The 21,174-nt window shown below is 67.3% G+C and carries 20 protein-coding genes and 1 tRNA gene; 16 read left to right on the forward strand and 5 right to left on the reverse strand.

What is annotated here, in order from left to right; translation table 11 throughout:
• From AC1DEL_RS04510 to AC1DEL_RS04525, 4 genes are read right to left on the reverse strand one after another with little or no spacing between them, the layout of a single operon-like run.
• Complete coding sequence (locus AC1DEL_RS04510; protein ID WP_092292907.1) at window positions 1-867, reverse strand: branched-chain amino acid ABC transporter permease; 867 nt, start codon at window positions 865-867, stop codon at window positions 1-3.
• A 42-nt stretch (window positions 868-909) separates the two neighbouring features.
• A complete protein-coding gene (locus tag AC1DEL_RS04515) occupies window positions 910-2,124 on the reverse strand; it encodes an ABC transporter substrate-binding protein (protein WP_092292904.1) in 1,215 nt (404 codons plus the stop codon).
• A 24-nt stretch (window positions 2,125-2,148) separates the two neighbouring features.
• Window positions 2,149-2,976, reverse strand: a complete 828-nt coding sequence (locus tag AC1DEL_RS04520; protein ID WP_092292902.1) for an alpha/beta fold hydrolase — start codon at window positions 2,974-2,976, stop codon at window positions 2,149-2,151.
• A 9-nt stretch (window positions 2,977-2,985) separates the two neighbouring features.
• Window positions 2,986-4,587: a benzoate-CoA ligase family protein gene (locus tag AC1DEL_RS04525; protein ID WP_477125297.1), complete on the reverse strand. Its 1,602-nt coding sequence runs from the start codon at window positions 4,585-4,587 to the stop codon at window positions 2,986-2,988.
• A 245-nt stretch (window positions 4,588-4,832) separates the two neighbouring features.
• Between AC1DEL_RS04525 and AC1DEL_RS04530 the strand changes: the two genes are divergently transcribed.
• From AC1DEL_RS04530 to AC1DEL_RS04560, 7 genes are all read left to right on the forward strand, one after another.
• Complete coding sequence (locus AC1DEL_RS04530) at window positions 4,833-5,789, forward strand: helix-turn-helix transcriptional regulator (protein ID WP_441591151.1); 957 nt, start codon at window positions 4,833-4,835, stop codon at window positions 5,787-5,789.
• Between the two features lie 108 nt (window positions 5,790-5,897).
• Window positions 5,898-7,556 (forward strand): 2,3-epoxybenzoyl-CoA dihydrolase, encoded by a 1,659-nt coding sequence (boxC, locus tag AC1DEL_RS04535; RefSeq protein ID WP_477125298.1) that lies wholly within the window; start codon window positions 5,898-5,900, stop codon window positions 7,554-7,556.
• A gap of 47 nt (window positions 7,557-7,603) precedes the next feature.
• On the forward strand, window positions 7,604-9,028 hold the full coding sequence (gene boxB / locus AC1DEL_RS04540) for a benzoyl-CoA 2,3-epoxidase subunit BoxB (protein ID WP_092292894.1): 1,425 nt from the start codon (window positions 7,604-7,606) through the stop codon (window positions 9,026-9,028).
• A 29-nt stretch (window positions 9,029-9,057) separates the two neighbouring features.
• Window positions 9,058-10,326, forward strand: a complete 1,269-nt coding sequence (gene boxA, locus AC1DEL_RS04545; RefSeq protein ID WP_477125299.1) for a benzoyl-CoA 2,3-epoxidase subunit BoxA — start codon at window positions 9,058-9,060, stop codon at window positions 10,324-10,326.
• A 78-nt stretch (window positions 10,327-10,404) separates the two neighbouring features.
• Window positions 10,405-10,794: an MbcA/ParS/Xre antitoxin family protein gene (locus tag AC1DEL_RS04550; RefSeq protein WP_092292890.1), complete on the forward strand. Its 390-nt coding sequence runs from the start codon at window positions 10,405-10,407 to the stop codon at window positions 10,792-10,794.
• Window positions 10,754-11,503, forward strand: a complete 750-nt coding sequence (locus tag AC1DEL_RS04555; RefSeq protein ID WP_177219879.1) for an RES family NAD+ phosphorylase — start codon at window positions 10,754-10,756, stop codon at window positions 11,501-11,503. Before AC1DEL_RS04550 ends, AC1DEL_RS04555 begins: the two co-directional genes overlap by 41 nt.
• 126 nt (window positions 11,504-11,629) lie before the next feature.
• A tRNA-Met gene (locus tag AC1DEL_RS04560) sits at window positions 11,630-11,706 on the forward strand.
• A gap of 86 nt (window positions 11,707-11,792) precedes the next feature.
• Here the strand turns inward: AC1DEL_RS04560 and AC1DEL_RS04565 are convergent.
• Window positions 11,793-13,424 (reverse strand): hypothetical protein, encoded by a 1,632-nt coding sequence (locus AC1DEL_RS04565; RefSeq protein WP_477125300.1) that lies wholly within the window; start codon window positions 13,422-13,424, stop codon window positions 11,793-11,795.
• A 212-nt stretch (window positions 13,425-13,636) separates the two neighbouring features.
• Between AC1DEL_RS04565 and AC1DEL_RS04570 the strand changes: the two genes are divergently transcribed.
• The 9 genes from AC1DEL_RS04570 to AC1DEL_RS04610 all read left to right on the forward strand — a co-directional run bounded on the left by AC1DEL_RS04570 (window position 13,637) and on the right by AC1DEL_RS04610 (window position 21,165).
• The gene (locus AC1DEL_RS04570; protein ID WP_092445153.1) at window positions 13,637-13,924 is read left to right on the forward strand and encodes a hypothetical protein; all 288 of its coding nucleotides are present in this window, start codon (window positions 13,637-13,639) and stop codon (window positions 13,922-13,924) included.
• A gap of 109 nt (window positions 13,925-14,033) precedes the next feature.
• Window positions 14,034-14,669 carry an NUDIX hydrolase gene (locus AC1DEL_RS04575; RefSeq protein WP_092292882.1) on the forward strand — a complete coding sequence of 212 codons (636 nt, stop codon included), beginning with the start codon at window positions 14,034-14,036 and terminating at the stop codon, window positions 14,667-14,669.
• 25 nt (window positions 14,670-14,694) lie between these two features.
• Window positions 14,695-15,432, forward strand: coding sequence for a leucyl/phenylalanyl-tRNA--protein transferase (gene aat / locus AC1DEL_RS04580; RefSeq protein ID WP_092292880.1), 738 nt, complete (start codon window positions 14,695-14,697; stop codon window positions 15,430-15,432).
• Between the two features lie 73 nt (window positions 15,433-15,505).
• Window positions 15,506-16,018 carry a MuF-C-terminal domain-containing protein gene (locus tag AC1DEL_RS04585; RefSeq protein WP_092292878.1) on the forward strand — a complete coding sequence of 171 codons (513 nt, stop codon included), beginning with the start codon at window positions 15,506-15,508 and terminating at the stop codon, window positions 16,016-16,018.
• 202 nt (window positions 16,019-16,220) lie between these two features.
• Window positions 16,221-17,024 carry an arginyltransferase gene (locus tag AC1DEL_RS04590; protein WP_477125301.1) on the forward strand — a complete coding sequence of 268 codons (804 nt, stop codon included), beginning with the start codon at window positions 16,221-16,223 and terminating at the stop codon, window positions 17,022-17,024.
• Window positions 17,025-17,092: 68 nt separating this feature from the next.
• The gene (locus AC1DEL_RS04595) at window positions 17,093-18,139 is read left to right on the forward strand and encodes a quinone-dependent dihydroorotate dehydrogenase (RefSeq protein ID WP_441591156.1); all 1,047 of its coding nucleotides are present in this window, start codon (window positions 17,093-17,095) and stop codon (window positions 18,137-18,139) included.
• A 189-nt stretch (window positions 18,140-18,328) separates the two neighbouring features.
• The gene (locus AC1DEL_RS04600) at window positions 18,329-19,312 is read left to right on the forward strand and encodes an ABC transporter substrate-binding protein (RefSeq protein ID WP_092292871.1); all 984 of its coding nucleotides are present in this window, start codon (window positions 18,329-18,331) and stop codon (window positions 19,310-19,312) included.
• A gap of 160 nt (window positions 19,313-19,472) precedes the next feature.
• Window positions 19,473-20,369, forward strand: coding sequence for an ABC transporter permease (locus AC1DEL_RS04605; RefSeq protein WP_092292869.1), 897 nt, complete (start codon window positions 19,473-19,475; stop codon window positions 20,367-20,369).
• 1 nt (window position 20,370) lies between these two features.
• Window positions 20,371-21,165: an ABC transporter ATP-binding protein gene (locus tag AC1DEL_RS04610; protein ID WP_441591157.1), complete on the forward strand. Its 795-nt coding sequence runs from the start codon at window positions 20,371-20,373 to the stop codon at window positions 21,163-21,165.
• The last annotated feature ends 9 nt before the right edge of the window (window positions 21,166-21,174 follow it).

Consider the following 21,174-nt stretch of genomic DNA (forward strand, 5'->3'; position numbering starts at 1 on the left):
TCAGCCGGCCCGGAACAGCCCCTGGGGCTTCCACAGCAGGATCAAGGCCATCAAGACGTAGATCAGCACGCCGGCGGCGTCCTGCCAGAACACCTTGCCGAAGGTATCGACGAAGCCGAGCAGCAGCGAGGCCACGAGCGCCCCCTTGACCGACCCGATCCCGCCAATCACCACCACCACGAAGCAGACAATCAGCACCTGCCCGCCCATGCCCGGGTAGACCGACGACACCGGCGCGGCAATCATCCCCGCCAGCACCGCCAGCGCCACGCCCAGCGCAAACACCAGCCGGTACAGCACGTTCACGTTGATGCCGAGCGACTGCACCATCTCGCGGTTGGTGGCCCCGGCGCGGATCATCATGCCCAGCCGGGTGCGGCGGATGACCCAGTACATCGCCCCCGCCACCAGCAGGCAGACGGCCGAGATGAACAGCCGGTAGACCGGATAGGTCATGTCGTTGCCGATCGGCAGCGCGCCGTCGAGCAGGCCGGGAATCGTCACGCCGTGCACGTCATCGCCTACCAGGATGCTGCGCAGCTCCTCGAACACGAGGATCAGGCCGTAGGTCATCAGCACCTGCTGCAGGTGGTCGCGCTGGTAGAGGTAGCTGAAGAACGCCCATTCGAGCACGTAGCCGAACGCCACGGCCAGCACGATGCCGAGCGGCAGCGCGATAAACAGGTTGCCGGTGAGACTGGCCAGCGTGAACGCCAGGTAGGCGCCCAGCATGTAGAAGCTGCCATGGGCGAGGTTGATCACGCCCATGATGCCGAAGATCAGCGTCAGCCCGCTGGCGACCAGGAACAGCAGCAGCCCGTACTGCACGCTGTTCAGGCACTGGATGAGGAAGGAAACGATGTCCATGCTGGGGCCAGTCTCGATTCACGCCGGCGGTGCGCCGGCGCCTTACAGGCGGCAGCCGCGTGCCGGGTCGGCCAGGGCCTTCACCGCCACGCCGCTGACCTTGTTCTCGCGGCCGTCCACCTTGCGCAGGTAGAAGTCCTGCACCGGGTTGTGGGCCTTGGAGAGCGTGAACACGCCGCGCGGGCTGTCGACCTTGGCGGCTTCCATGGCCTTGATGACGTCCGGCTTGCGCGACATATCGCCCTTCACGGCATTGGCGCCGGCGGCCAGCAGCTGCGCGGCGTCGTAGCCCTGCACCGCGTACACATCCGGCTGGAGCTTGTAGGTCTTGGCGTAGTCGGTGCGGAAGGTCTTGTCGCGGGCGTTGGTCAGGCCATCGGCATAGTGCAGCGTGGTTTCCAGCCCCTGTGCCGCCGTGCCCTGGGCCTCCAGCGTGCCATCGGTCAGGAAGCCGGAGCCGTACAGCGGAATCTTGTCCTTGAGCCCGGCCGCCTGCCAGTCCTTGACGAACTTGACCGCGCCCCCGCCGGCGAAGAACACGAACACGGCGTCCGGCTTGAGCGAGGCCACCTCGGTGATCAGCGCCTGGAACTCCACGTTCGGGAACGGCAGGCTCAACTCCTTCACGACCTTGCCGCCCTTGGCCTCGAAGGCTTCCTTGAAGCCCTTCACGGACTGCTCGCCCGCCGCGTACTTCCACGTCAGCGTCACCACCTTCTTCATGCCGCGCTCGGCCAGCACCTGCCCCATGGCGTAGCCGGGCTGCCAGTTCGAGAACGAGGAGCGGAAGATATTGGCCCCGCACAGCGGCCCGGTGGCCTCGTCGGCGCCGGCGTTCGGAATGATCAGCAGCGTGTTGTTTTCCTTGGCCACCTTGACGATGCCCATCTGCACGCCCGAATGCACCGTGCCCACCACCACGTCGACCTGATCCCGCTTGATCAGCTTGGTGGCGTTTTCGGGGGCCTTGGCCGGGTCCGATTCGTCATCCACCTTGAAATATTCGATGTCGCGCCCGCCCAGCTTGCCGCCCTGCTGCTGCACGTACATGCGGAACCCGTTCTCGATGGCCGAGCCCAGCGCCGCGTAGGTGCCGGTGTACGGGAGCATGAAGCCCACCTTGATCTTGCCGCCCGGGGCCGGCTGTGCCGGCTGGGCTGACTGCGCCAGCGCGCTGCCCCCGGCGACCAGCAGCGTGGCGGAAATCGAGGTGACGAGCGATGTAAACAGCGGCCTGCGCAATGCGGTGCGTTGCATGGGTGCTTCCTCCCCGGGGTCGAATTATTTTAAGGTTGAAGTATGTGCCGTTATAAACGCCGCCGAGGCCGCCGTCAACGCCCCCGCCTGGTCGCGATGGGGCGAGTGTCCACAGCGCGCGAGTTTAAGCAGCACGGTCTGCGGGGCATATCGATGGATACCCTCGATCTGCGCCATGGTCCCGTACTCGTCGTCCTCGCCCTGCACGGCCAGCACCGGGCAGCGGATATGGTCGAGCATCGGGCGCAGGTCCCAGTGGCGGAAATCAGCGTTGAGCCAGATATCGTTCCAGCCCCAGAAGGCGGAATCCACGTGGGCGTGGTGGCGCGCCAGCCGGGCGCGCAGGTCGGTGTGGAGGTAGGTCTCGCGTGTGGCGGCGATGCTGTGCACCGAAATGTCTTCCACCATGATGTGGGGGGCGAGCACGGTCAGGCCATCCACATCGTCCGGGAAGCTGGCCGCGTGGATCAGGGCGATGGAGCCGCCGTCGCTGTGGCCCAGCAGCCAGGGCTTGCCGTGGCGGCGTCCGGGGCCGATCTCCAGGGCATCGAACAGGGCCGGCAGCGCCTCGCGCGCCTGGCGGTGCATGAAATCCACGCCCCACTGCTCCTCCGGCGGGCGCGGTGTGGAACGGCCGTAGCCGTAGCGCGAGAAAACCAGCCCGCGAAAATCGCCCGCCTCGCACAGCTTGCGCGGAAAATCGCGCCACATGCTGACTGAGCCGAGGCCCTCATGCAGGAAGACCACGAGCGGCCGATGCTTCCGGCGCGCGGCTATCCACTGGTATTCGATGTCGAGTGTGCGGCCGTCGAACGGCACCTTGACCAGCGCGGTGTCCACGGTAGTCTCCATGGCAGCCCCTCAGGCGTGCCGCGCGGCGTCTTCGCGCTGGCGCAGCCGGAATCGCTGGATCTTGCCCGTGGCGGTCTTGGGCAACTCGTCCACGCACTCGATCTGGCGCGGATATTTGTAGGGCGCCAGCCGCGACTTGACGAAGGCCTGCAGCTCGGCCGCCATGCCGTCGTGCCACTGGTGGCCGGGGCGCATCACCACGAACGCCTTCGGCTTGACCAGCTCGGCGGCATCGGCCACGCCGATCACGGCGGCTTCCAGCACGGCCGGATGCTGGGCCAGCGCCGCCTCCACCTCGAACGGCGAGACGTAGATGCCGCCGACCTTGAGCATGTCGTCGCTGCGGCCGGCGTAGGTGTAGTAGCCCGCTTCATCGCGCAGGTACTTGTCGCCGCTGCGGGTCCAAGCGCCGACGAAGGTGTCGCGGCTCTTTTCGCGATTGCACCAGTACATCAGCGCCGCCGAGGGCCCTTTTATATAGAGGTCGCCGATTTCGCCCGCCGCGCAGGGCTCGCCGCGCTCGTCGAGCAGCTTCAGTTCGTAGCCGGGCACCGGCAGGCCGGTGGTGCCGTAGCGGACCCTGCCGGGCTGGTTCGACAGGAAGATGTGGAGCATCTCGGTGGAGCCGATGCCGTCGAGGATGTCGCAGCCGAAGTGGGCCAGGAAGCGGTCGCCGATGTCACGCGGCAGCGCCTCCCCGGCGGAGGTGCAGACGCGCAGCGCCACGGCATCGCGCGGCGGCAGGTCCGGCGCGGCGAGCAGGCCCGCGAACAGCGTCGGCACGCCGCAGAAGACCGTGGGACGGTGCGTGGTCAGCCGCTGGAACACCGCCTGCGGCGTCGGCCGCTCGGCCATCAGCACGGTCGTGGCGCCCACCGACAGCGGAAACGTCAGCGCATTGCCCAGCCCGTAGGCGAAGAACAGCTTGGCGGCCGAGAAGACCACGTCGTCCTCGCGCAGGCCGAGCACCTGCCGCGCGTAGAGGTCGGCGGTGTGGAACAGGTTGCCGTGCGTGTGCACCGTGCCCTTCGGGCGGCCCGTGGAGCCGGAGGAATAGAGCCAGAACGCCATGTCGTCCGGGCCGGTGGCGAGGGCTTCCGTCAGCGGCGGCGCGCTATCCAGCATGGCGGCCACGGTCGGCAAGCCGGTGCTCTCGACATAAGGTGCAGCAACGATCACATCGACGTGGATGCCCGCCTTGTCGATGGCCGCCTGCATCGTGCCGAGCAGCGGCGCGGACACCACCACCGCCCGCGCGCCGCTGTGGTCGAGCATGTAGGCGTAGTCGTCCACGGTCAGCAGCGTGTTCACCGCCACCGGCACCACGCCGGCCAGCAGGCAGCCGAGGAACACAGTCGGGAAATCGATGGTGTCGAGCGCGCAGAGCAGCACGCGCTCCTCGCGCCGGAAGCCCGCCTGGCGCAGCGCGCCGGCAAAGCGGCGGCAGCGCGCGTCGAGTTCGGCAAAGGTGGTCGGGCCGGTATCGTCGATATAGGCCACCTTGGCGCCACGGCCAGCGGCGAGGTGGCGCGACAACAGGTCATCGGCCGCGTTGTAACGGGCGGGCAGCGCGGCGACGACCGTCGCGGCGCTGGGGGTCGGGGGCGTCATGTCTCCACTCCTCTGGCCGCCCCGGCGATGGCTCGACGGGTGCGGCGGGATCGGCTACAGCGATGGTCTTGTTCTGGCTGTCTCGTGACCGGCAGTCTTTGCCGCCGATGTCGATGCATTTTATTTCACATCGACTATTATGCAAGCGAGGGTATGCACTATATAACAGTATGCAGCACCCGCCGACCGGCACTTTGTCGCACGTATAATGCCGCCCTGGCTGGCCTCATCCCGAACTTTTTCCCATGCGTCGCGACCCCGAACCGTCACTGAATGCCGAAGCGAATGCCGACAACCGGGCCGCGGAGCGCGATCCCTATCTGACGCACCTCGGGGAGCGCATCCGCTCGCTGCGCGCGGCGCGCGGCATGTCCCGCAAGGACCTCGCGCGTGGCGCGGGGGTGTCCGAACGCTACCTCGCCAATCTGGAAACCGGCACCGGCAACGCCTCGGTACTGCTGCTGCGCCACGTGGCCGGCGCGCTGGACGTGCCGCTGCCCGTGGTGCTGGCTGAGGTGGATGGCCACGCCGATCCGGCGGGCGGCGCGGAGCAGCCCGGCAGCCAGCGCGCCGCCGAGTTCTCGCAGCTCGTGCAATGGCTGGCGCAACTGCCTGCCGGCGACCTCGCCCGCGTGCGCGAAGCGGCCCGCCACGCCTTGTCCCCGGCGGAATCGCGCGATGCGCGGCATCGCCGCATCGCGTTGATCGGCCTGCGCGGCGCCGGCAAATCCACGCTGGGCCGGGCGCTGGCAGCCGCCGAGGGCATCCCCTTCGTCGAACTGAACACAGCGATCGAGCAGGAAGCCGGCGCGAGCCTCTCCGAAATCCACTCGCTCTACGGCCAGGCCGCCTACCGTCGCTACGAAATGCGCGCGCTGGAGCGTGTGCTGCGCGAGCACGACACGATGGTGCTGGCTACGCCGGGCAGCCTGGTCTCCGAGCCGGCCACCTTCAACCTGCTGCTGGCGCGCTGCTACACGGTCTGGGTGCGCACCTCGCCCGAGGAACATATGGCGCGCGTGGTGGCGCAGGGCGATATGCGGCCGATGGAAGGCAACCGCGAGGCCATGACCGACCTGCGCCGCATCCTCCAGGCGCGCACGCCGCTCTACTCGCGCGCCGATGTGTCGATCGACACCAGCGGCCAGGACGCCAACAGCTCACTTCAGGCCCTGCGCGCGCAGATGCCCGCTATCGGCTGAACGTCGACAAGCCAGCCGGTCTGCATCGGGCCTTGCATCGCTTCCGTCGATGCACTATATTTCATCTCAAAGATGAAGGCACTATAGTGCATCAAGGAGACACGCCCCATGTCGGTCCCGGCCCCCGTTACGTTTGCGCGCCATCCGTCCCAGTATCGCCACTGGCTGCTGACCTTCGACGGTCCCGTCGCCACACTGTCCATGAACGTGGACGAGGAAGGTGGCCTGCGGCCCGGCTACGCGCTGAAGCTGAATTCCTACGATCTTGGCGTCGATATCGAACTGCACGACGCCCTGCAGCGCATCCGCTTCGAGCATCCCGAAGTGCGCACCGTGGTGCTGACCAGCGCCCGCGACCGCATTTTCTGCTCGGGCGCCAATATCTTCATGCTCGGCAAGTCCAGCCACGCCTGGAAGGTGAACTTCTGCAAGTTCACCAACGAGACGCGCAACGGCATCGAGGATGCCAGCCGCCATTCCGGCATCAAGTTCATCGCCGCCTGCAACGGCACCACGGCCGGCGGCGGGTACGAACTGGCGCTGGCCTGCGACGAAATCCTGCTGGTGGATGACCGCTCCTCCGCGGTCAGCCTGCCCGAAGTGCCGCTGCTGGGCGTGCTGCCCGGCACCGGCGGCCTGACGCGCGTGACCGACAAGCGCCGCGTGCGCCGCGACCACGCCGACATCTTTTGCCTGACCACCGAGGGCGTGCGCGGCCAGCGCGCCAAGGACTGGAAGCTGGTGGACGATGTCGTCAAACCCGCGCGCTTCGCCGAACACGTGCGCGAGCGGGCGCAGGCGCTGGCCGCCCTGAGCGACCGCCCCGCCGACGCCAAGGGCGTGACGCTGACGCCCCTCGACCGACAAGACAACGCCGATGGCTACCGCTACGACACCGTGCGCGTGGAAATCGACACCACGGCGCGCCGCACCACGCTGACGGTCTCGGCACCCGCCGCCGACCAGCCGCGCGACCTCGACGCCATCCTGGCCGCCGGCGCCCAGTGGTGGCCGCTCAAGATGGCGCGCGAACTCGATGACGCCATCCTCACGCTGCGCACCAATCATCTCGACATCGGCATGTGGATCCTCAAGACCGAGGGCGATGCGGCCGAGGTGCTGGCCGCCGATACGCTGATGGAGGCCCACGCCAGCCACTGGTTCGTGCGCGAGACCATCGGCATGCTGCGCCGGACGCTGGCGCGGCTGGACGTCTCGTCGCGCAGCCTGTTCGCGCTGATCGAGCCGACCTCCTGCTTCGCCGGCACGCTGCTCGAACTGGCGCTGGCCGCCGACCGCAGCTACATGCTCCAACTGCCGGATGATCCCGACACCGCCCCGCGCCTGGTCGCCCATGACGCCAATTTCGGGCGATATCCGATGCCGAACGGCCTCTCGCGGCTCGCCGCGCGCTTCTATGAAGACACCGCCGCCATCGAGGCCGTGAGCGCTCAAGTCGGCCAGCCGCTGGACGGCGCGCAGGCCGAGGCGCTGGGGCTGGTGACGGCCGCGCCGGACGACATCGACTGGGAAGACGAGATCCGCATCGCGCTGGAGGAACGCGCGAGCCTCTCCCCCGACGCCCTCACCGGCCTGGAAGCCAACCTGCGCTTCGGCCCGCGCGAGACCATGGAAACACGCATCTTCGGCCGGCTCACCGCCTGGCAGAACTGGATCTTCAATCGACCCAACGCCGTGGGCGAGCAAGGCGCGCTCAAGGTATTCGGCACCGGCAACAAGGCACGCTTCGACTGGGACCGGGTCTGACCGCCCCCTTCGACCGAACGACAACCAGACCCAAGGAGACCCCGGCCATGAGCATCGACTACAGCCAGAAGATTCCGAACAACGTGAACCTCTCCGATGACCGCGCCCTGCAGCGCGCGCTGGAGCACTGGCAGCCCGCCTTCCTCGACTGGTGGCGCGACATGGGCCCCGATGGCTCGCACAATTACGATGTCTACCTGCGCACGGCGGTCTCGGTGGACCCGTCCGGCTGGGCTCACTTCGACCATGTGAAGATGCCCGACTACCGCTGGGGCATCTTCCTGCAACCGGCGGACGCCGAGCGCAAGATCCACTTCGGCGAGCACAAGGGGCAGGCCGCGTGGCAGGAAGTGCCGGGCGAACACCGCGCCAATCTGCGCCGCATCATCGTCACGCAGGGCGATACCGAGCCGGCGTCCGTGGAGCAGCAGCGCCACCTGGGCCTGACCGCGCCGTCGCTCTATGACCTGCGCAACCTGTTCCAGGTCAATGTGGAGGAAGGCCGCCACCTCTGGGCGATGGTCTACCTGCTGCACCGCCACTTCGGCCGCGACGGCCGCGAGGAAGCCGAGGCGCTGCTGGGCCGCCGCTCGGGCGACGAGGACAATCCGCGCATCCTGGGCGCCTTCAACGAGCGCACGCCGGACTGGCTCGCCTTCTTCATGTTCACCTATTTCACGGACCGCGACGGCAAATTCCAGCTCTGCGCGCTGGCCGAGTCCGGCTTCGACCCGCTGGCGCGCACCACGCGCTTCATGCTGACCGAGGAAGCCCATCACATGTTCGTGGGCGAAAGCGGCGTCTCGCGCGTGATCCAGCGTACCTGCGAGGTCATGCGCGAGCGCGACATCCAGGACCCGGCCGACGTGCGCGCCGCCGGCGTGATCGACCTGGAGACCATCCAGCGCTACCTGAACTTCCACTACAGCGTGACGATCGACCTGTTCGGCGCCGACCAGTCCTCCAACGCGGCCACCTTCTACAGCGCCGGGCTGAAGGGCCGCTTCGAGGAAGGCAAGCGCGGCGACGACCACGTGCTCAAGGGCGACGTGTACCGGATCCTCGACGTGCGCGACGGCAAGCTGGCCGAGCGCGAGGTGCCGATGCTCAACGCCCTGAACGAGGTGCTGCGCGACGACTACATCAAGGATTCGGTCGGCGGCGTGGCGCGCTGGAACAAGGTGATCGAGAAGGCCGGCATTCCGTTCCGGCTGACCGTGCCGCACAAGGCGTTCAACCGCAAGATCGGCACCTTCGCCAATGTGCATGTCTCGCCGACCGGCGAGGTGCTGAGCGAAGCCGCCTGGCAGGCCAACGCGGACACCTGGCTGGCCACCGACGCGGACCGCGCCTTCGTGGCCTCGCTGATGGGCCGCGTGGTGGAGCCGGGCCGCTACGCCAACTGGATCGCCCCGCCGGCGGTGGGCGTGAACCGCCAGCCGGTGGATTTCGAATACGTCCGTTTCAACTAGATCGCTGAATCACTGGATAAGAGGCCGACATGGGCGCCCCCGACATCATCAAGCAGCACCTGATCGATCCGGAAATCTGCATTCGCTGCAACACCTGCGAAGACACCTGCCCGATCGACGCCATCACCCACGACGACCGCAACTACGTGGTCAAGGCCGAGGTTTGCAACGGCTGCAACGCGTGCCTGTCGCCCTGCCCCACGGGCGCCATCGACAACTGGCGCACGATGCTGCGCGGCGAGGCCTATCCGATCGACGCCCAACTGCTCTGGGACGAGCTGCCAGCCGAGGTGCCGCTGCCCGAGGCCGAGATCGACGCGGCGACGTCCGCCACCGCCACGGCCGCCGAGGCCCTGGCCCAGGCCGCCGCCGGCACTGGCAAGGCGCCCGCCACCGACGTGCAGGCCGTGGAGACCAGCCGGCATACCTCGCCCAAGGCGCCATGGTCGGCCGCGCATCCCTATATCAACCTGCACGGTGTGCGCGCGCCGGTGTCGGCCACGGTGGCCGGCAACTATCGGCTGACGGCCGAAGAGGCGTCGAGCGACATCCATCACATCGTGCTCGACTTCGGCAACCAGTTCTTCCCGGTGCTGGAGGGGCAGGCCATCGGCATCGTGCCGCCCGGCACCGATGCGTCGGGCAAGCCGCACTACATCCGCATGTACTCGGTGGCCAGCCCGCGCGACGGCGAGCGCCCCGGCTACAACAACCTCGCGCTGACCGTGAAGCGCGTGGACCAGGACCACGACGGGCAGCCGGTACGCGGCGTGGCGTCGAACTTCCTGTGCGACCTGGCCAAGGGCGACACGGTGCAGGTCGTCGGCCCCTTCGGTAGTACTTTCCTGATGCCCAACCATCGCGAGGCCAGCGTGATGATGATCTGCACGGGCACCGGCTCCGCACCGATGCGGGCGATGACCGAGCGGATGCGTCGCAATATGGCGAGTTTCGATGGGCGCCGCCTGCTGTTCTTCGGCGCGCGCAACCAGCGTGAACTGCCCTATTTCGGCCCGCTGCTGAAGCTGCCCAAGGACTTCCTCGACATTCACTTCGCCTTCTCGCGCGATGCCGAGATGCCGCGCCGCTATGTGCAGGATGCGATCCGCGAAGCCAGCCCGCAGGTGGCCGCGCTGCTTGCCGACCCCCATGGCCATGTGTACATCTGCGGCCTGAAGGGGATGGAGGAAGGCGTGCTGGCCGCCTTCGGCGAGGTCTGCGCGGCGGCGGGCCAGTCCTGGACGGACCTGGAGGCCACGCTGCGCGCGGAGGGACGGCTCCACATTGAGACGTATTAGGCACTCCACAGCCTATGTCACGGCCTTTCCTTCTGAAATACACCGCCTATAATGTTTCCCAAGAAAGGAGCAAAGGCGATGCAATCTCATCAGATTCCGGACACCGAGCCCGCCGGCGGCGTGAACCCCGGCGCCACGCTCACCAAGGCCGTGATGCGCGCGGCCGGCTTTCTTGGCATCAGCCAGGCCATCGTGGCCAGCGTGCTGGGCATCAGCACGGCGTCGGTCTCGCGCATGGCGTCCGGCGGCTATGTGCTCGATGCGCACCGCAAGGAGTGGGAGTTCGGCGTGCTGTTCGTGCGCCTGTTCCGCTCGCTCGATGCCATCCTCGGCCACGACGAGCAGGCGCGGCTGTGGCTCACCCATGACAACCTCTCGCTTGGCGGCAAGCCGCTCGAGCTGATTCGCACGACTGAAGGGCTCGTACGTGTCGTTCACTACCTGGACGCCACCCGCGGTCGCATCTGAGCGCAAGCCGTTCGCGCTCAAACTGTGGCGGGCGGTGGAGGCCCAGCATGTGGTCTCGACCATGCCCCTGGTGGACAGCCTCGAGGAACAGGCCGTGCTCGAAGCCGTGCTCGACGCCGGCAAACCCGCAGTACCCCCCGACGCGCGCCACCTCCACTATCTGATCTTCACGCCCTTCCGCTATCCCCCCTCGCCCTGGGGCTCGCGCTTTCGCGGCGGACAGGACCCGGGCGTGTTCTATGGCGCCGACGCCATTCGCACAGCCTGTGCCGAACTGGGCTACTGGCGCTGGCGCTTTCTGCTCGACAGCCCCGCGCTGCCCCGCATCGACGCCCGCGCGCAGACGCTGTTCCAGGTCAGCGTGAAGACCGACGGCGTGGCGCTGGACGCCGCCCCGTTCCACGATGACCCGCGCTGGACCGATCCCGACGACCACGCGCCCTGCCAGGACTTCGGCCGTCTGGCGCGAGAAGCCGGGCTGGGCCTGATCCGCTACACCTCCGTGCGCGACCCCGAGCGCGGCCCGTGCGCAGCGGTGCTGACGCCACGCGCGTTCGACCAGCCGAACCCGCTCGCCACCACCACGTGGATGCTGACCGTGCGCCCCGACCGCGTGATCTGGCAACGCGACGACCTGCAGCAGCGCGACAGCTTCGAGTTCGAAGCGACGCTGTGGCAGCGCACAACCGAAACCCCGAAATCGACCTGAACCACGGACCCCTTCGCGTGCTCTAACGGAAAGATGGGTGCCGGTTGCACGGCACTCATCAGAAGCGAGAGGCAAAGGTGTTGCATTGCGCAAACGGTTGTCATATACTCTCAGCTCTTCGACGGACGCGGGGTGGAGCAGTCTGGCAGCTCGTCGGGCTCATAACCCGAAGGTCGCAGGTTCAAATCCTGCCCCCGCAACCAACCGCCGGAACGAATACGCAGCAGAACACGCTGCAACAAGAAAACCCGCCCAATCAGGCGGGTTTTTTGTTTTCCGGCCGCCGCTCTTACTTGGCGGTCGCTTGGTACTTCACACGCGTCGGGCCGCCGATGCTGTTGAACAGCAGGTCGCCATTCGGCAAGGACTGGATCAGTGCATAGGCGCCGTTACCCAGATTGTCCTGACCGAAGATCGAGCGATGGACTGTCTTGCCGGTTTCCCAGTCCATGCCAGTCACTTCCCAGCCGTCCGCCTTGGTATAGCCGTTCACGAACACGATCCGCGACGGACCGCTCACGGTCGGCACCATGCTCGTGGACACCACATCGTTGCGCGTCCACACCGAGCGCCACGCCTTGGTCTTCGTATCCCACTCGAAGCGCTCCGCGCCCGCCGCCGGCGTCAGCGCCGGGCCGCCCGCAAGCACATCGACCAGTCGATCCGCCACACCCTTCGGCCGGATGTTGTTCACGACGAACGCGCCATAGCCCAGCGCCACCACCGATTGCTCGGACTGGACGTAGGGCGTGCTGGCGGGCAGCCCGCAGGTGACCTGAATCTGATCGGCGATGCGGTTCGACTTCGTGCCGGGCCGCTGCGTGAAGCCGGCCGGGATCTCGTCGCGCCAGAAGGCCACCAGCTTCATGCGGTCAGAGCCGTCGGTGATGACCACCAGCTTGTCCGCATCGTCGCCGAAGCCCATCAGGGTCGGCGTGGAGCCCGTGCCGGTGCCGAACTTCACGCTGGGCATCGGCGTCTGGCCCGAGTCATAGGCCGATTCCCAGGCGCCGTGCGCGGCATCGCGGGAGAGCGTCTTCCCGGTCCACACAAGCTTGCGCATCACCTTGTCGGAGGCGATATAGATGCCGTTCTTCTCGTCGACCGCCATCGCGTTGGAGACGATCTCGCCTTCCGGGAACTGGAACGCATCGCCGACGGGCTTGAAGTCGCGGTCGAGCACGCGGATGGACTGCGCGGCGCCCACCACCAGATGGCCGTCATATGTCATGTTCAGCATCACGCCGCCGGCATTCTCCACCGCCGTCAGGCGATCCTTGAGATCGATCGTCCGCAATAGCTTGATGCCCGCTTCCGGGCGCTTCGGATCGACCAGTCCATAGGCGCGGACCGCGGAGCGATTGGTCGCATACAGCACGCCATCCTTGCCGGACACCACATAGATATTGGCGCTGATCCGTTTGCGGTCGAGCGCCAGGTCGGTCTTGACCGCCTTCTCCACGCGCGCGACATCGTCCAGCGGTTCGGCGAGGATCTTGTCGAGCAGGCCGGCGGGCAGCGGCCTCGCGTCTGGATCGGGCAGCCTGGCCACCTCGCGCCAGCCGCCATCGCTGACATCCACATAGGAAACCCCGCCCGACGAGGCCGCCCACATATAGCGCGGCGACGGCGTGGCCAGGGTCATGATGCTGATCGGCCCGGCCTGCACGCGTGGGGCCTTGCGCAGATCGACATGGAAGGTGCCGCGCGGGAGCGCGTAAGGCATCACATCGGTCTGAGCGGGGTCGAAATGAGTCACCGCGTACGCCTCTGCAGCGAGGAAGGGATTGGGCCGGGGCTTGCTGCGGGTGGCGGCATTCTCCTTCGCCGCCGTCACGGCCATGGCGGGGATGCTCGTCCCCACGAACATGGCCAGGGCCAGGGCGGTTGCGCTCAACCGCACCACGTGTCTTGTTCTCATCTTTCTGCTCCGCGTTGGAAAGGAGCGGCCGATGGTAGGCATCGCGGTCCGTTCAGGCGAGGTCGCAGGGGGCGTAATCGCCACAGACTTGATGTCGATCATGTTCATGGCGCCGAGGATGCACCTTGCATCACATCGCCAGGTCAATCCATGGCGGCGGACGCCCGAGGTCCGTAGGGTGCTTCTCACACGCAACGGAAGGAGAACCCAACATGACCATGCGTAGCGCGAAATCGATGGCGATCTGGGCGGCGGCTTGCACGGCGGCCTGTGCCACGCTGGCGGGCGGCGCGGCCCTCGCCGAAACCTCGGCCAAGCCGGCGGCCCAGAAGCCGGCACACGGCGCCAAGGGCCACCGCAACGACCGGCCCGCGCCGGTCAACCTGCCGGACCCCAGGAAGGGCAAGGCGGACATCGTGCCGCCAGACCGCCCCGAGGACTGGGTGCCGACCGCCAGCCCGGGCGCGACGGGGGGCGCGAAGGCAACTCAGCGCAAGTAGCCACCTCCCTCCGAGGCAGCGCGATGTGCGCCCCAGGAGCGCACATCGCGCCCGCAGCGGCCGGGCGGCGCGGTGATACACTTGGCGCCATTCCTCCCGGACGCCCCTCATGAAATTCTGCTCGAACTGTGGTCATGCGGTTGTCCTGCGCGTACCCGAAGGCGACAATCGCCCGCGCAGCGTATGCGACGGCTGCGGCACCATCCACTATGTCAATCCCCGCAACGTCGTGGGCACGATCCCCGTCTGGGAAGACAAGATCCTGATCTGCAAGCGCGCCATCGAGCCCCGCTACGGGTTCTGGACGCTGCCGGCCGGCTTCATGGAGATTGCCGAGACCACGGCCCAGGCCGCCTCGCGCGAGACCCTCGAGGAAGCCGGCGCCCGCGTGGAAGTGGGCGAACTGTTCTCGATTCTCAACGTGCCGCACGTGCACCAGGTGCATCTGTTCTACCTGGCGACGCTGCAGGACCTGGACATCGCCCCGGGCGAGGAAAGCCTCGAGGTCAAGCTGGTCGATGAAGCCGATGTGCCCTGGGACGACCTGGCCTTCCCCACCGTCATCCACACGCTGCGCTGCTTCTTCGCCGACCGCGCGGCGGGCCGGATCGCCGATGGCAGCTTCCGGCTGCACAGCCTGGACATCGACAAGCCGATGCGGCCGCTGACCAGCCGTGCCACGCCGCTGCCAGCGACCGAGGTGTCACCGGCCACGTCGCCCGCCACACCGCCCGTTACCCCCTGAACGCGGGCAACGCCCTGCCCGCCCCATGATCACCTGGCTGGACCCACAGGACCCGTTTCCGCCTGTCGAGCGGGCGCTCGGCCCGGCCAGCGATGCGCCCGGCCTGCTCGCCGCCAGTCGCGAACTCTCGCCGCAGCGGCTGCTGCTGGCCTACCGGCAAGGCATCTTCCCCTGGTATTCCGAAGGACAGCCGGTGCTCTGGTGGAGCACCGACCCGCGCATGGTGCTGGCTCCGCAGGCGCTCAAGGTCTCGGCCACCCTGCGCAAGACGCTGCGCCGTACCCTGCGTGACCCGGACTGGGAAATCCGCGTTGACGACGATTTCATCGCCGTGATGCGCACCTGCGCCATGACCGCGCGCGACGGCCAGTTCGGCACGTGGATCACCGACGACATCGTCAACGCCTACGGCGCCCTGCACCGCGCCGGCCGCGCCCACTCCGTGGAAAGCTGGTACCAGGGCGAGCGCGTGGGCGGCCTCTACGGCGTGGCGCTGGGCCGCATGTTCTATGGCGAGTCGATGTTCGCGCAGCGCACGGACGCCTCCAAGATCGCCCTGGCCGCACTCTGTGCCTTCCTCGACCAGCACGGCGTGACGATGATCGACTGCCAGCAGGAAACTGACCACCTGGCCTCCCTCGGCGCCAGCCCGATCCCGCGCGCGGACTTCGTCGCCCACGTCCGGGCCGCCACCGCCCAGCCCGACATCGCGCCGTGGCAGTTTGACAAGTCGGTACTGGCGCGCTGGGCGCCAGCTATTTGACGCAGCGCAAATCCGCCTGAAGGCAGGTGGGCAGACACTCGCTACTTCGCGTGTCTTGCCGTTCACCTGCCGGATGAAAGACCCCAATTACGATCTCGTTCTCAAGACCACCTGTGCCACGCTGCTGACCGACAAGGCCAACACGGTAATGGGGCTCGCCATCCGGCTCGGCAACACGCCGCGCCGCTATCTGGAGCTTGGCTTCCCGGACCTTCCGCTGGCCGTGAAGGTCGCCAATGTCGAGAAAATGCTGTTCCGGCACAACGTGCCGCGGCGATTTCTGGAAGGGATATATGGCACCCTGCTGGCACCCAAGGCGATCTTCAGGTCACACACCCGTCCGCATGATGTGAACGCGGTAGTGCTGTCCTTCGACACCATTCATCTGGGCCCGCTCGTTGCCATCCTGCATGCGGACAAGCAAATCGGCCGCGCCCGTTGCAACGAGCTCGCGAGCATCTATGCGAAGGAAGACAGGGATTTCGAGCGCGTGTGGCGCGCGAAGGGGCTACTGCTTTGGGAGGGGGCCAGCGAACGTGGCGACATGCCCACCATGACGGTGGCGCACAAAAGAAAAACCGCCTGAGAGACACGACTGTCCGGCTCTGATTGCCATAAGTGGGACGCCTCTCAAGCGGTCTGGCCAGTATATGACCTTCGCCCCATCATTGCAACGCCAGCGGATCTGCACCGCGTTGCACACGCCGCCCGGCTTGCTCTGATAGACTGCCAGACAGGATGCTGCCACGCGGTGTCCGCCGCCTCCGTCTTTTTGTCATGAGCGAGCCATGAGCAAGCTGAAGGAACTTCCGCTCTCCGCGTTGCAGTTTTACGCAACGGCGCCCTACGCTTGCAGCTATCTCGATGGCCGCATGGCGCGCTCGCAGGTGGCCACGCCCGCGCACCTGATCAATGCCGATGTCTACTCCCGGCTGGTGCGCGCCGGCTTCCGCCGCAGCGGCATCTTCACCTATCGCCCCTATTGCGACGAATGCCGCGCCTGCACGCCGTGCCGCGTGCTGGTGGACCAGTTCGGTCCGGACCGCAGCCAGCGCCGCGCCTGGCGCCAGCACGAGAACCTGCAGGCGCTGGTGGCGCCGCTGACCTACGTCGAGGAGCATTACGCGCTGTATTTGCTCTATCAGTCGATGCGCCACGCAGGCGGCGGCATGGATCAGGACAGCCGGGACCAGTACGAGCAGTTCCTGCTGCAAAGCCGCGTGAACTCGCGGCTGGTGGAGTTCCGCGAACCGCCGGGCTCGCCCGAGGCGGGCCGCCTGCGCATGGTCAGCATGATCGATGTGCTCGATGACGGCCTGTCGTCGGTCTACACCTTCTATGACCCGATGGCCGTCGGCGCGAGCTACGGCACCTACAACATCCTCTGGCAGATCAACCAGACCCGCGAGCTGGGCCTGCCGCACCTCTACCTGGGTTACTGGATCGCCGACAGCCGCAAGATGGCCTACAAGGCGCGCTTCCGGCCGCTCCAGGTGCTCACGGGCAACCAGTGGCATCCGTTCGACGACGAGGCCACCGCGCCCGTCACCACGTCAGCCGCCCCACCCCAACCGGGGCCCGCCCAGGAGTAGCGCCTGCCGCACGCTACAATGCCGCCCTGGTACCGACTTCGCGCCGGCCCCGGCCGCGCCCCCTCCCCGTGCTCAACGCGCTCTATCCCCTGTTTCGCCCCGCCCTGTTCTCCATGGATGCGGAGGATGCCCACCATTTCACGCTGAACAACCTCATGCGCGCGCAGCGCATGGGCCTGGCCGGCTGCCTTGGCAACACCATCGCCGCCGATCCGCGCACCGTCATGGGCGTGCGCTTCCCGAACCCCGTGGGGCTGGCGGCCGGTCTCGACAAGGATGGCGCGTACATCGACGGCCTTGCCGCGTTCGGCTTCGGTTTTATCGAGGTGGGCACGGTCACGCCGCGCGCGCAGCCCGGCAACCCGCGTCCGCGCATGTTCCGGCTGCCGCAGGCCGATGCGCTGATCAACCGCATGGGCTTCAACAATGGCGGCGTGGATGCCTTCGTGGCCAACGTCCAGGCGTCGCGCTGGAAGGCCGAGGGTGGCGTGCTGGGTCTCAATATCGGCAAGAACGCCGATACGCCGATCGAGCGCGCGGCTGACGACTACCTCTACTGCCTCGAGCGCGTCTATCCGCACGCGAGCTATGTGACGGTGAACATCTCGTCGCCGAATACCAAGAACCTGCGCCAGTTGCAGGGCGCCAGCGAGCTGGACAGCCTGCTCTCCACGCTGAAGACCGCCCAGCAGCGCCTGGCCGAGCAGCACAAGCGCTACGTGCCGTTGGCCCTGAAGATTGCCCCGGACCTCGACGACGACCAGATCGGCAATATCGGCGATGCGCTCGTGCGGCACGGCATCGACGGGGTGATTGCCACCAACACCACGATTTCGCGCGAGGCGGTCCAGGGCCTGCCCCATGCCGAGGAAGCGGGCGGCCTCTCGGGACGTCCGGTCTTCGAATCCTCCACCCGCGTGGTGCGCGCCCTGCGCGCCGTGGTGGGCGATGCCCTGCCGATCGTCGGCGTGGGTGGCATCTTCAGCGGCGCCGACGCGCGCGCGAAGATCGATGCCGGCGCGCAGTTGGTCCAGGTCTACAGCGGCCTGATCTATCGCGGCCCCTCTCTGGTGCGTGACTGTGCCGCCGCGTTGCGCCACCCCGTTGCCGGCTGAGGATGCTGCACCGCAACACATTCTCGATAATCGGCTTTCTGGCGCAATAATTTGCGGCACGCCTTGTCCCCCGAGGCGTTTAACAGCAGGATATGGCCGACCGGTGCACTAAAAGGGAGCCGCGAGAGCCCCGAAAATGGTATCCTCGCAGGCTTCCAAAGTACCGAACCCTCGGGGGAGAACAATTACATGCAGCGTCTTCAGTCGCGCCTCAAGGCATCCACCCAAACGATTCTCGGCGGCGTGGTCGCCCTGTCCGTGCTGTACGGCGGCGCCGTGCAGGCCCAGACCGTGAAAGTGCTGTCGATTGTCGATCACCCGGCACTCGACGCCATTCGCGACGGCGTGCGCGCCGAACTGAAGGCTGCCGGCTACGACGCCGACAAGAACCTGAAGTGGGAATACCAGAGCGCGCAGGGCAACACCGGCACGGCCGCGCAGATCGCCCGGAAGTTCGTCGGCGACCAGCCGAACGCGATCGTCGCCATCGCCACGCCGTCCGCACAGGCCGTGGTGGCCGCCACCAAGACGGTGCCGGTGGTGTATTCGGGCGTGACGGATCCCGTGGCCGCCCAGCTGGTCAAGGGCTGGGGCGCTACTGGCACCAACGTGACCGGGGTCTCGGACAAGCTGCCGCTGGACAAGCAGGTGGCCCTGATCCAGCGCGTGGTGCCCAAGGTCAAGACCGTCGGCATGGTCTACAACCCCGGTGAAGCCAACTCGGTGGTGGTGGTCAAGGAACTGAAGGAACTGCTGGCCAAGCAGGGCCTGACGCTCAAGGAAGCCGCCGCGCCGCGTACCGTGGACATCGGCCCGGCTGCCAAGAGCCTGATCGGCAAGGTCGATGTGATCTATACGAACACCGACAACAACGTGGTCTCGGCCTACGAGGCGCTGGTGAAGGTGGCCAACGAGTCGAAGATTCCGCTGGTGGCCGCTGACACGGACAGCGTGAAGCGTGGCGCCGTGGCCGCGCTGGGCATCAACTACAGCGACCTGGGCCACCAGACCGGCAAGGTCGTCGTGCGCATCCTGAAGGGCGAGAAGCCCGGCGCGATTGCCTCGCAGACCTCGGACAACCTCGAACTGTTCGTGAACACCAGCGCCGCCGCCAAGCAAGGCGTGACGCTGGCGCCGGAACTGGTCAAGGAAGCCAAGACCGTCATCAAGTAAGACCCGCAACGGGCCGCGCCGCCCCCGAGGGGTTGCGCGGCCTGACGCTCTCCGGCCCCGGCCCGGCCTATCCGGCCGGCCGGGGCCTCCGGACCGCAGCGCACGCGCCGCCTACCCGCCGCGCGACAGCCCGGCCGGTCCCCCGCAACAGGATTTCCCCATGTCCCTCTTTTCCCTTATGGGCGCCCTGGAGATCGGCCTGATCTTCAGCCTCGTGGCCCTCGGGGTGCTGATCTCGTTCCGCATCCTCAACTTCCCCGATCTCACCGTCGATGGCAGCTTTCCGCTCGGCGGCGCCGTGGCGGCCACGCTGATCTCCGCCGGCCAGGACCCCTTCCTGGCCACGCTCGCCGCCATCGCGGCCGGCGCGGTGGCCGGCTGGATCACCGGCTGGCTCAACGTACGGCTCAAGATCATGGACCTGCTGGCCAGTATCCTGATGATGATCGCGCTGTACTCGGTCAACCTGCGCATCATGGGTCGCCCGAATGTGCCGCTGATTACCGAGCCGACCCTGTTCACGGTGCTCCAGCCCGAGTGGCTGCCCGACTACCTGCTGCGCCCGCTGGTGCTGCTGGTGGTGGTGATCGTGGCGAAGGTCGGCCTGGACTGGTTCTTCTCATCGCAACTGGGCCTGGCGATGCGCGCCACCGGTGCCAATCCGCGCATGGCGCGGTCGCAGGGCGTGCCTACGGGCCGTGCCACGCTGGCCGGCATGGCGCTCTCCAACGGGCTGGTGGCGCTGGCCGGCGCGCTGTTCGCGCAAACCCAGGGCGGGTCCGACATCTCGATGGGCATCGGCACCATCGTGATCGGCCTGGCCGCCGTGATCATCGGCGAGACCATCCTGCCGGCGCGGCGTCTGGTCTATGTGACGCTGGCCGTGGTGCTGGGCGCCATCCTGTACCGATTCTTCATCGCGCTGGCGCTGAACACGGAGTTCATTGGCCTCAAGGCGCAGGATCTGAATCTGGTGACGGCGGCGCTGGTGACGCTGGCGCTGGTGCTACCGGCGACGCGCAAGAAGCTGTTTGGCCGCAAGAACGGAGGTGCCTGAGATGTTGCGCGCACAAGACCTGAAGCTGACCTTCAACCCCGGCACGCCGATCGAGAACCGCGCGCTGCGCGGCCTGAACCTGGAGATCCCGAGCGGCCAGTTCGTGGCCGTGATCGGCTCCAACGGCGCCGGCAAGTCCACCTTCCTGAACGCCGTCAGCGGCGACCAGATGGTGGATAGCGGCCGCATCACCATCGACGACATCGACGTGACCCGGCAGCCCGCCTGGGACCGCGCCCATCTGGTGGCCCGCGTGTTCCAGGACCCGATGGCCGGCACCTGCGAGGCGCTGACCATCGAGGAAAACATGGCGCTGGCCATGGCGCGCGGCTCGCGGCGCAGCTTCCGCCCGGCGCTGAACAAGGCGTCGCGCGAGCTGTTCCGCGACAAGCTGCGGCTGCTGAACCTCGGGCTGGAGAATCGTCTGACGGACCGGATCGGCCTGCTGTCCGGCGGCCAGCGGCAGGCGGTGAGCCTGCTGATGGCGTCGCTCCAGCCGTCGCGCATCCTGCTGCTCGACGAGCACACGGCCGCGCTGGACCCGAAAACCGCCGCCTTCGTGCTGGAACTGACCGCGCGCATCGTCTCGGAAAGCAAGCTGACGACGATGATGGTGACGCACTCGATGCGCCAGGCGCTGGACTACGGCGATCGCACGGTGATGCTGCACCAGGGGCAGGTGGTGCTCGATGTGTCGGGCGACCAACGCAAGGGCCTCGACGTGCCCGACCTGCTGCGGATGTTCGAGCAGACCCGGCACGAGCAGCTGGATGACGACGCGCTGCTGCTGAGCTAAGTCGAACGG

The organism is Cupriavidus sp. 10L43_2 (genome assembly GCF_056395265.1).

Excerpts from the sequence above, each read along its gene's own strand:
- AC1DEL_RS04550 (WP_092292890.1), top strand. The coding sequence starts at position 10,405 with ATGCAATCTCATCAGATTCCGGACACCGAGCCCGCCGGCGGCGTGAAC.
- AC1DEL_RS04605 (WP_092292869.1), top strand. The coding sequence starts at position 19,473 with ATGTCCCTCTTTTCCCTTATGGGCGCCCTGGAGATCGGCCTGATCTTC.
- boxC (WP_477125298.1), top strand. The coding sequence starts at position 5,898 with ATGTCGGTCCCGGCCCCCGTTACGTTTGCGCGCCATCCGTCCCAGTAT.
- AC1DEL_RS04510 (WP_092292907.1), bottom strand. The coding sequence starts at position 867 with ATGGACATCGTTTCCTTCCTCATCCAGTGCCTGAACAGCGTGCAGTAC.
- boxA (WP_477125299.1), top strand. The coding sequence starts at position 9,058 with ATGGGCGCCCCCGACATCATCAAGCAGCACCTGATCGATCCGGAAATC.
- AC1DEL_RS04520 (WP_092292902.1), bottom strand. The coding sequence starts at position 2,976 with ATGGAGACTACCGTGGACACCGCGCTGGTCAAGGTGCCGTTCGACGGC.
- AC1DEL_RS04530 (WP_441591151.1), top strand. The coding sequence starts at position 4,833 with ATGCGTCGCGACCCCGAACCGTCACTGAATGCCGAAGCGAATGCCGAC.
- AC1DEL_RS04515 (WP_092292904.1), bottom strand. The coding sequence starts at position 2,124 with ATGCAACGCACCGCATTGCGCAGGCCGCTGTTTACATCGCTCGTCACC.
- aat (WP_092292880.1), top strand. The coding sequence starts at position 14,695 with ATGATCACCTGGCTGGACCCACAGGACCCGTTTCCGCCTGTCGAGCGG.
- boxB (WP_092292894.1), top strand. The coding sequence starts at position 7,604 with ATGAGCATCGACTACAGCCAGAAGATTCCGAACAACGTGAACCTCTCC.
- AC1DEL_RS04610 (WP_441591157.1), top strand. The coding sequence starts at position 20,371 with ATGTTGCGCGCACAAGACCTGAAGCTGACCTTCAACCCCGGCACGCCG.
- AC1DEL_RS04600 (WP_092292871.1), top strand. The coding sequence starts at position 18,329 with ATGCAGCGTCTTCAGTCGCGCCTCAAGGCATCCACCCAAACGATTCTC.
- AC1DEL_RS04590 (WP_477125301.1), top strand. The coding sequence starts at position 16,221 with ATGAGCAAGCTGAAGGAACTTCCGCTCTCCGCGTTGCAGTTTTACGCA.
- AC1DEL_RS04525 (WP_477125297.1), bottom strand. The coding sequence starts at position 4,587 with ATGACGCCCCCGACCCCCAGCGCCGCGACGGTCGTCGCCGCGCTGCCC.
- AC1DEL_RS04565 (WP_477125300.1), bottom strand. The coding sequence starts at position 13,424 with ATGAGAACAAGACACGTGGTGCGGTTGAGCGCAACCGCCCTGGCCCTG.
- AC1DEL_RS04575 (WP_092292882.1), top strand. The coding sequence starts at position 14,034 with ATGAAATTCTGCTCGAACTGTGGTCATGCGGTTGTCCTGCGCGTACCC.
- AC1DEL_RS04570 (WP_092445153.1), top strand. The coding sequence starts at position 13,637 with ATGACCATGCGTAGCGCGAAATCGATGGCGATCTGGGCGGCGGCTTGC.
- AC1DEL_RS04585 (WP_092292878.1), top strand. The coding sequence starts at position 15,506 with ATGAAAGACCCCAATTACGATCTCGTTCTCAAGACCACCTGTGCCACG.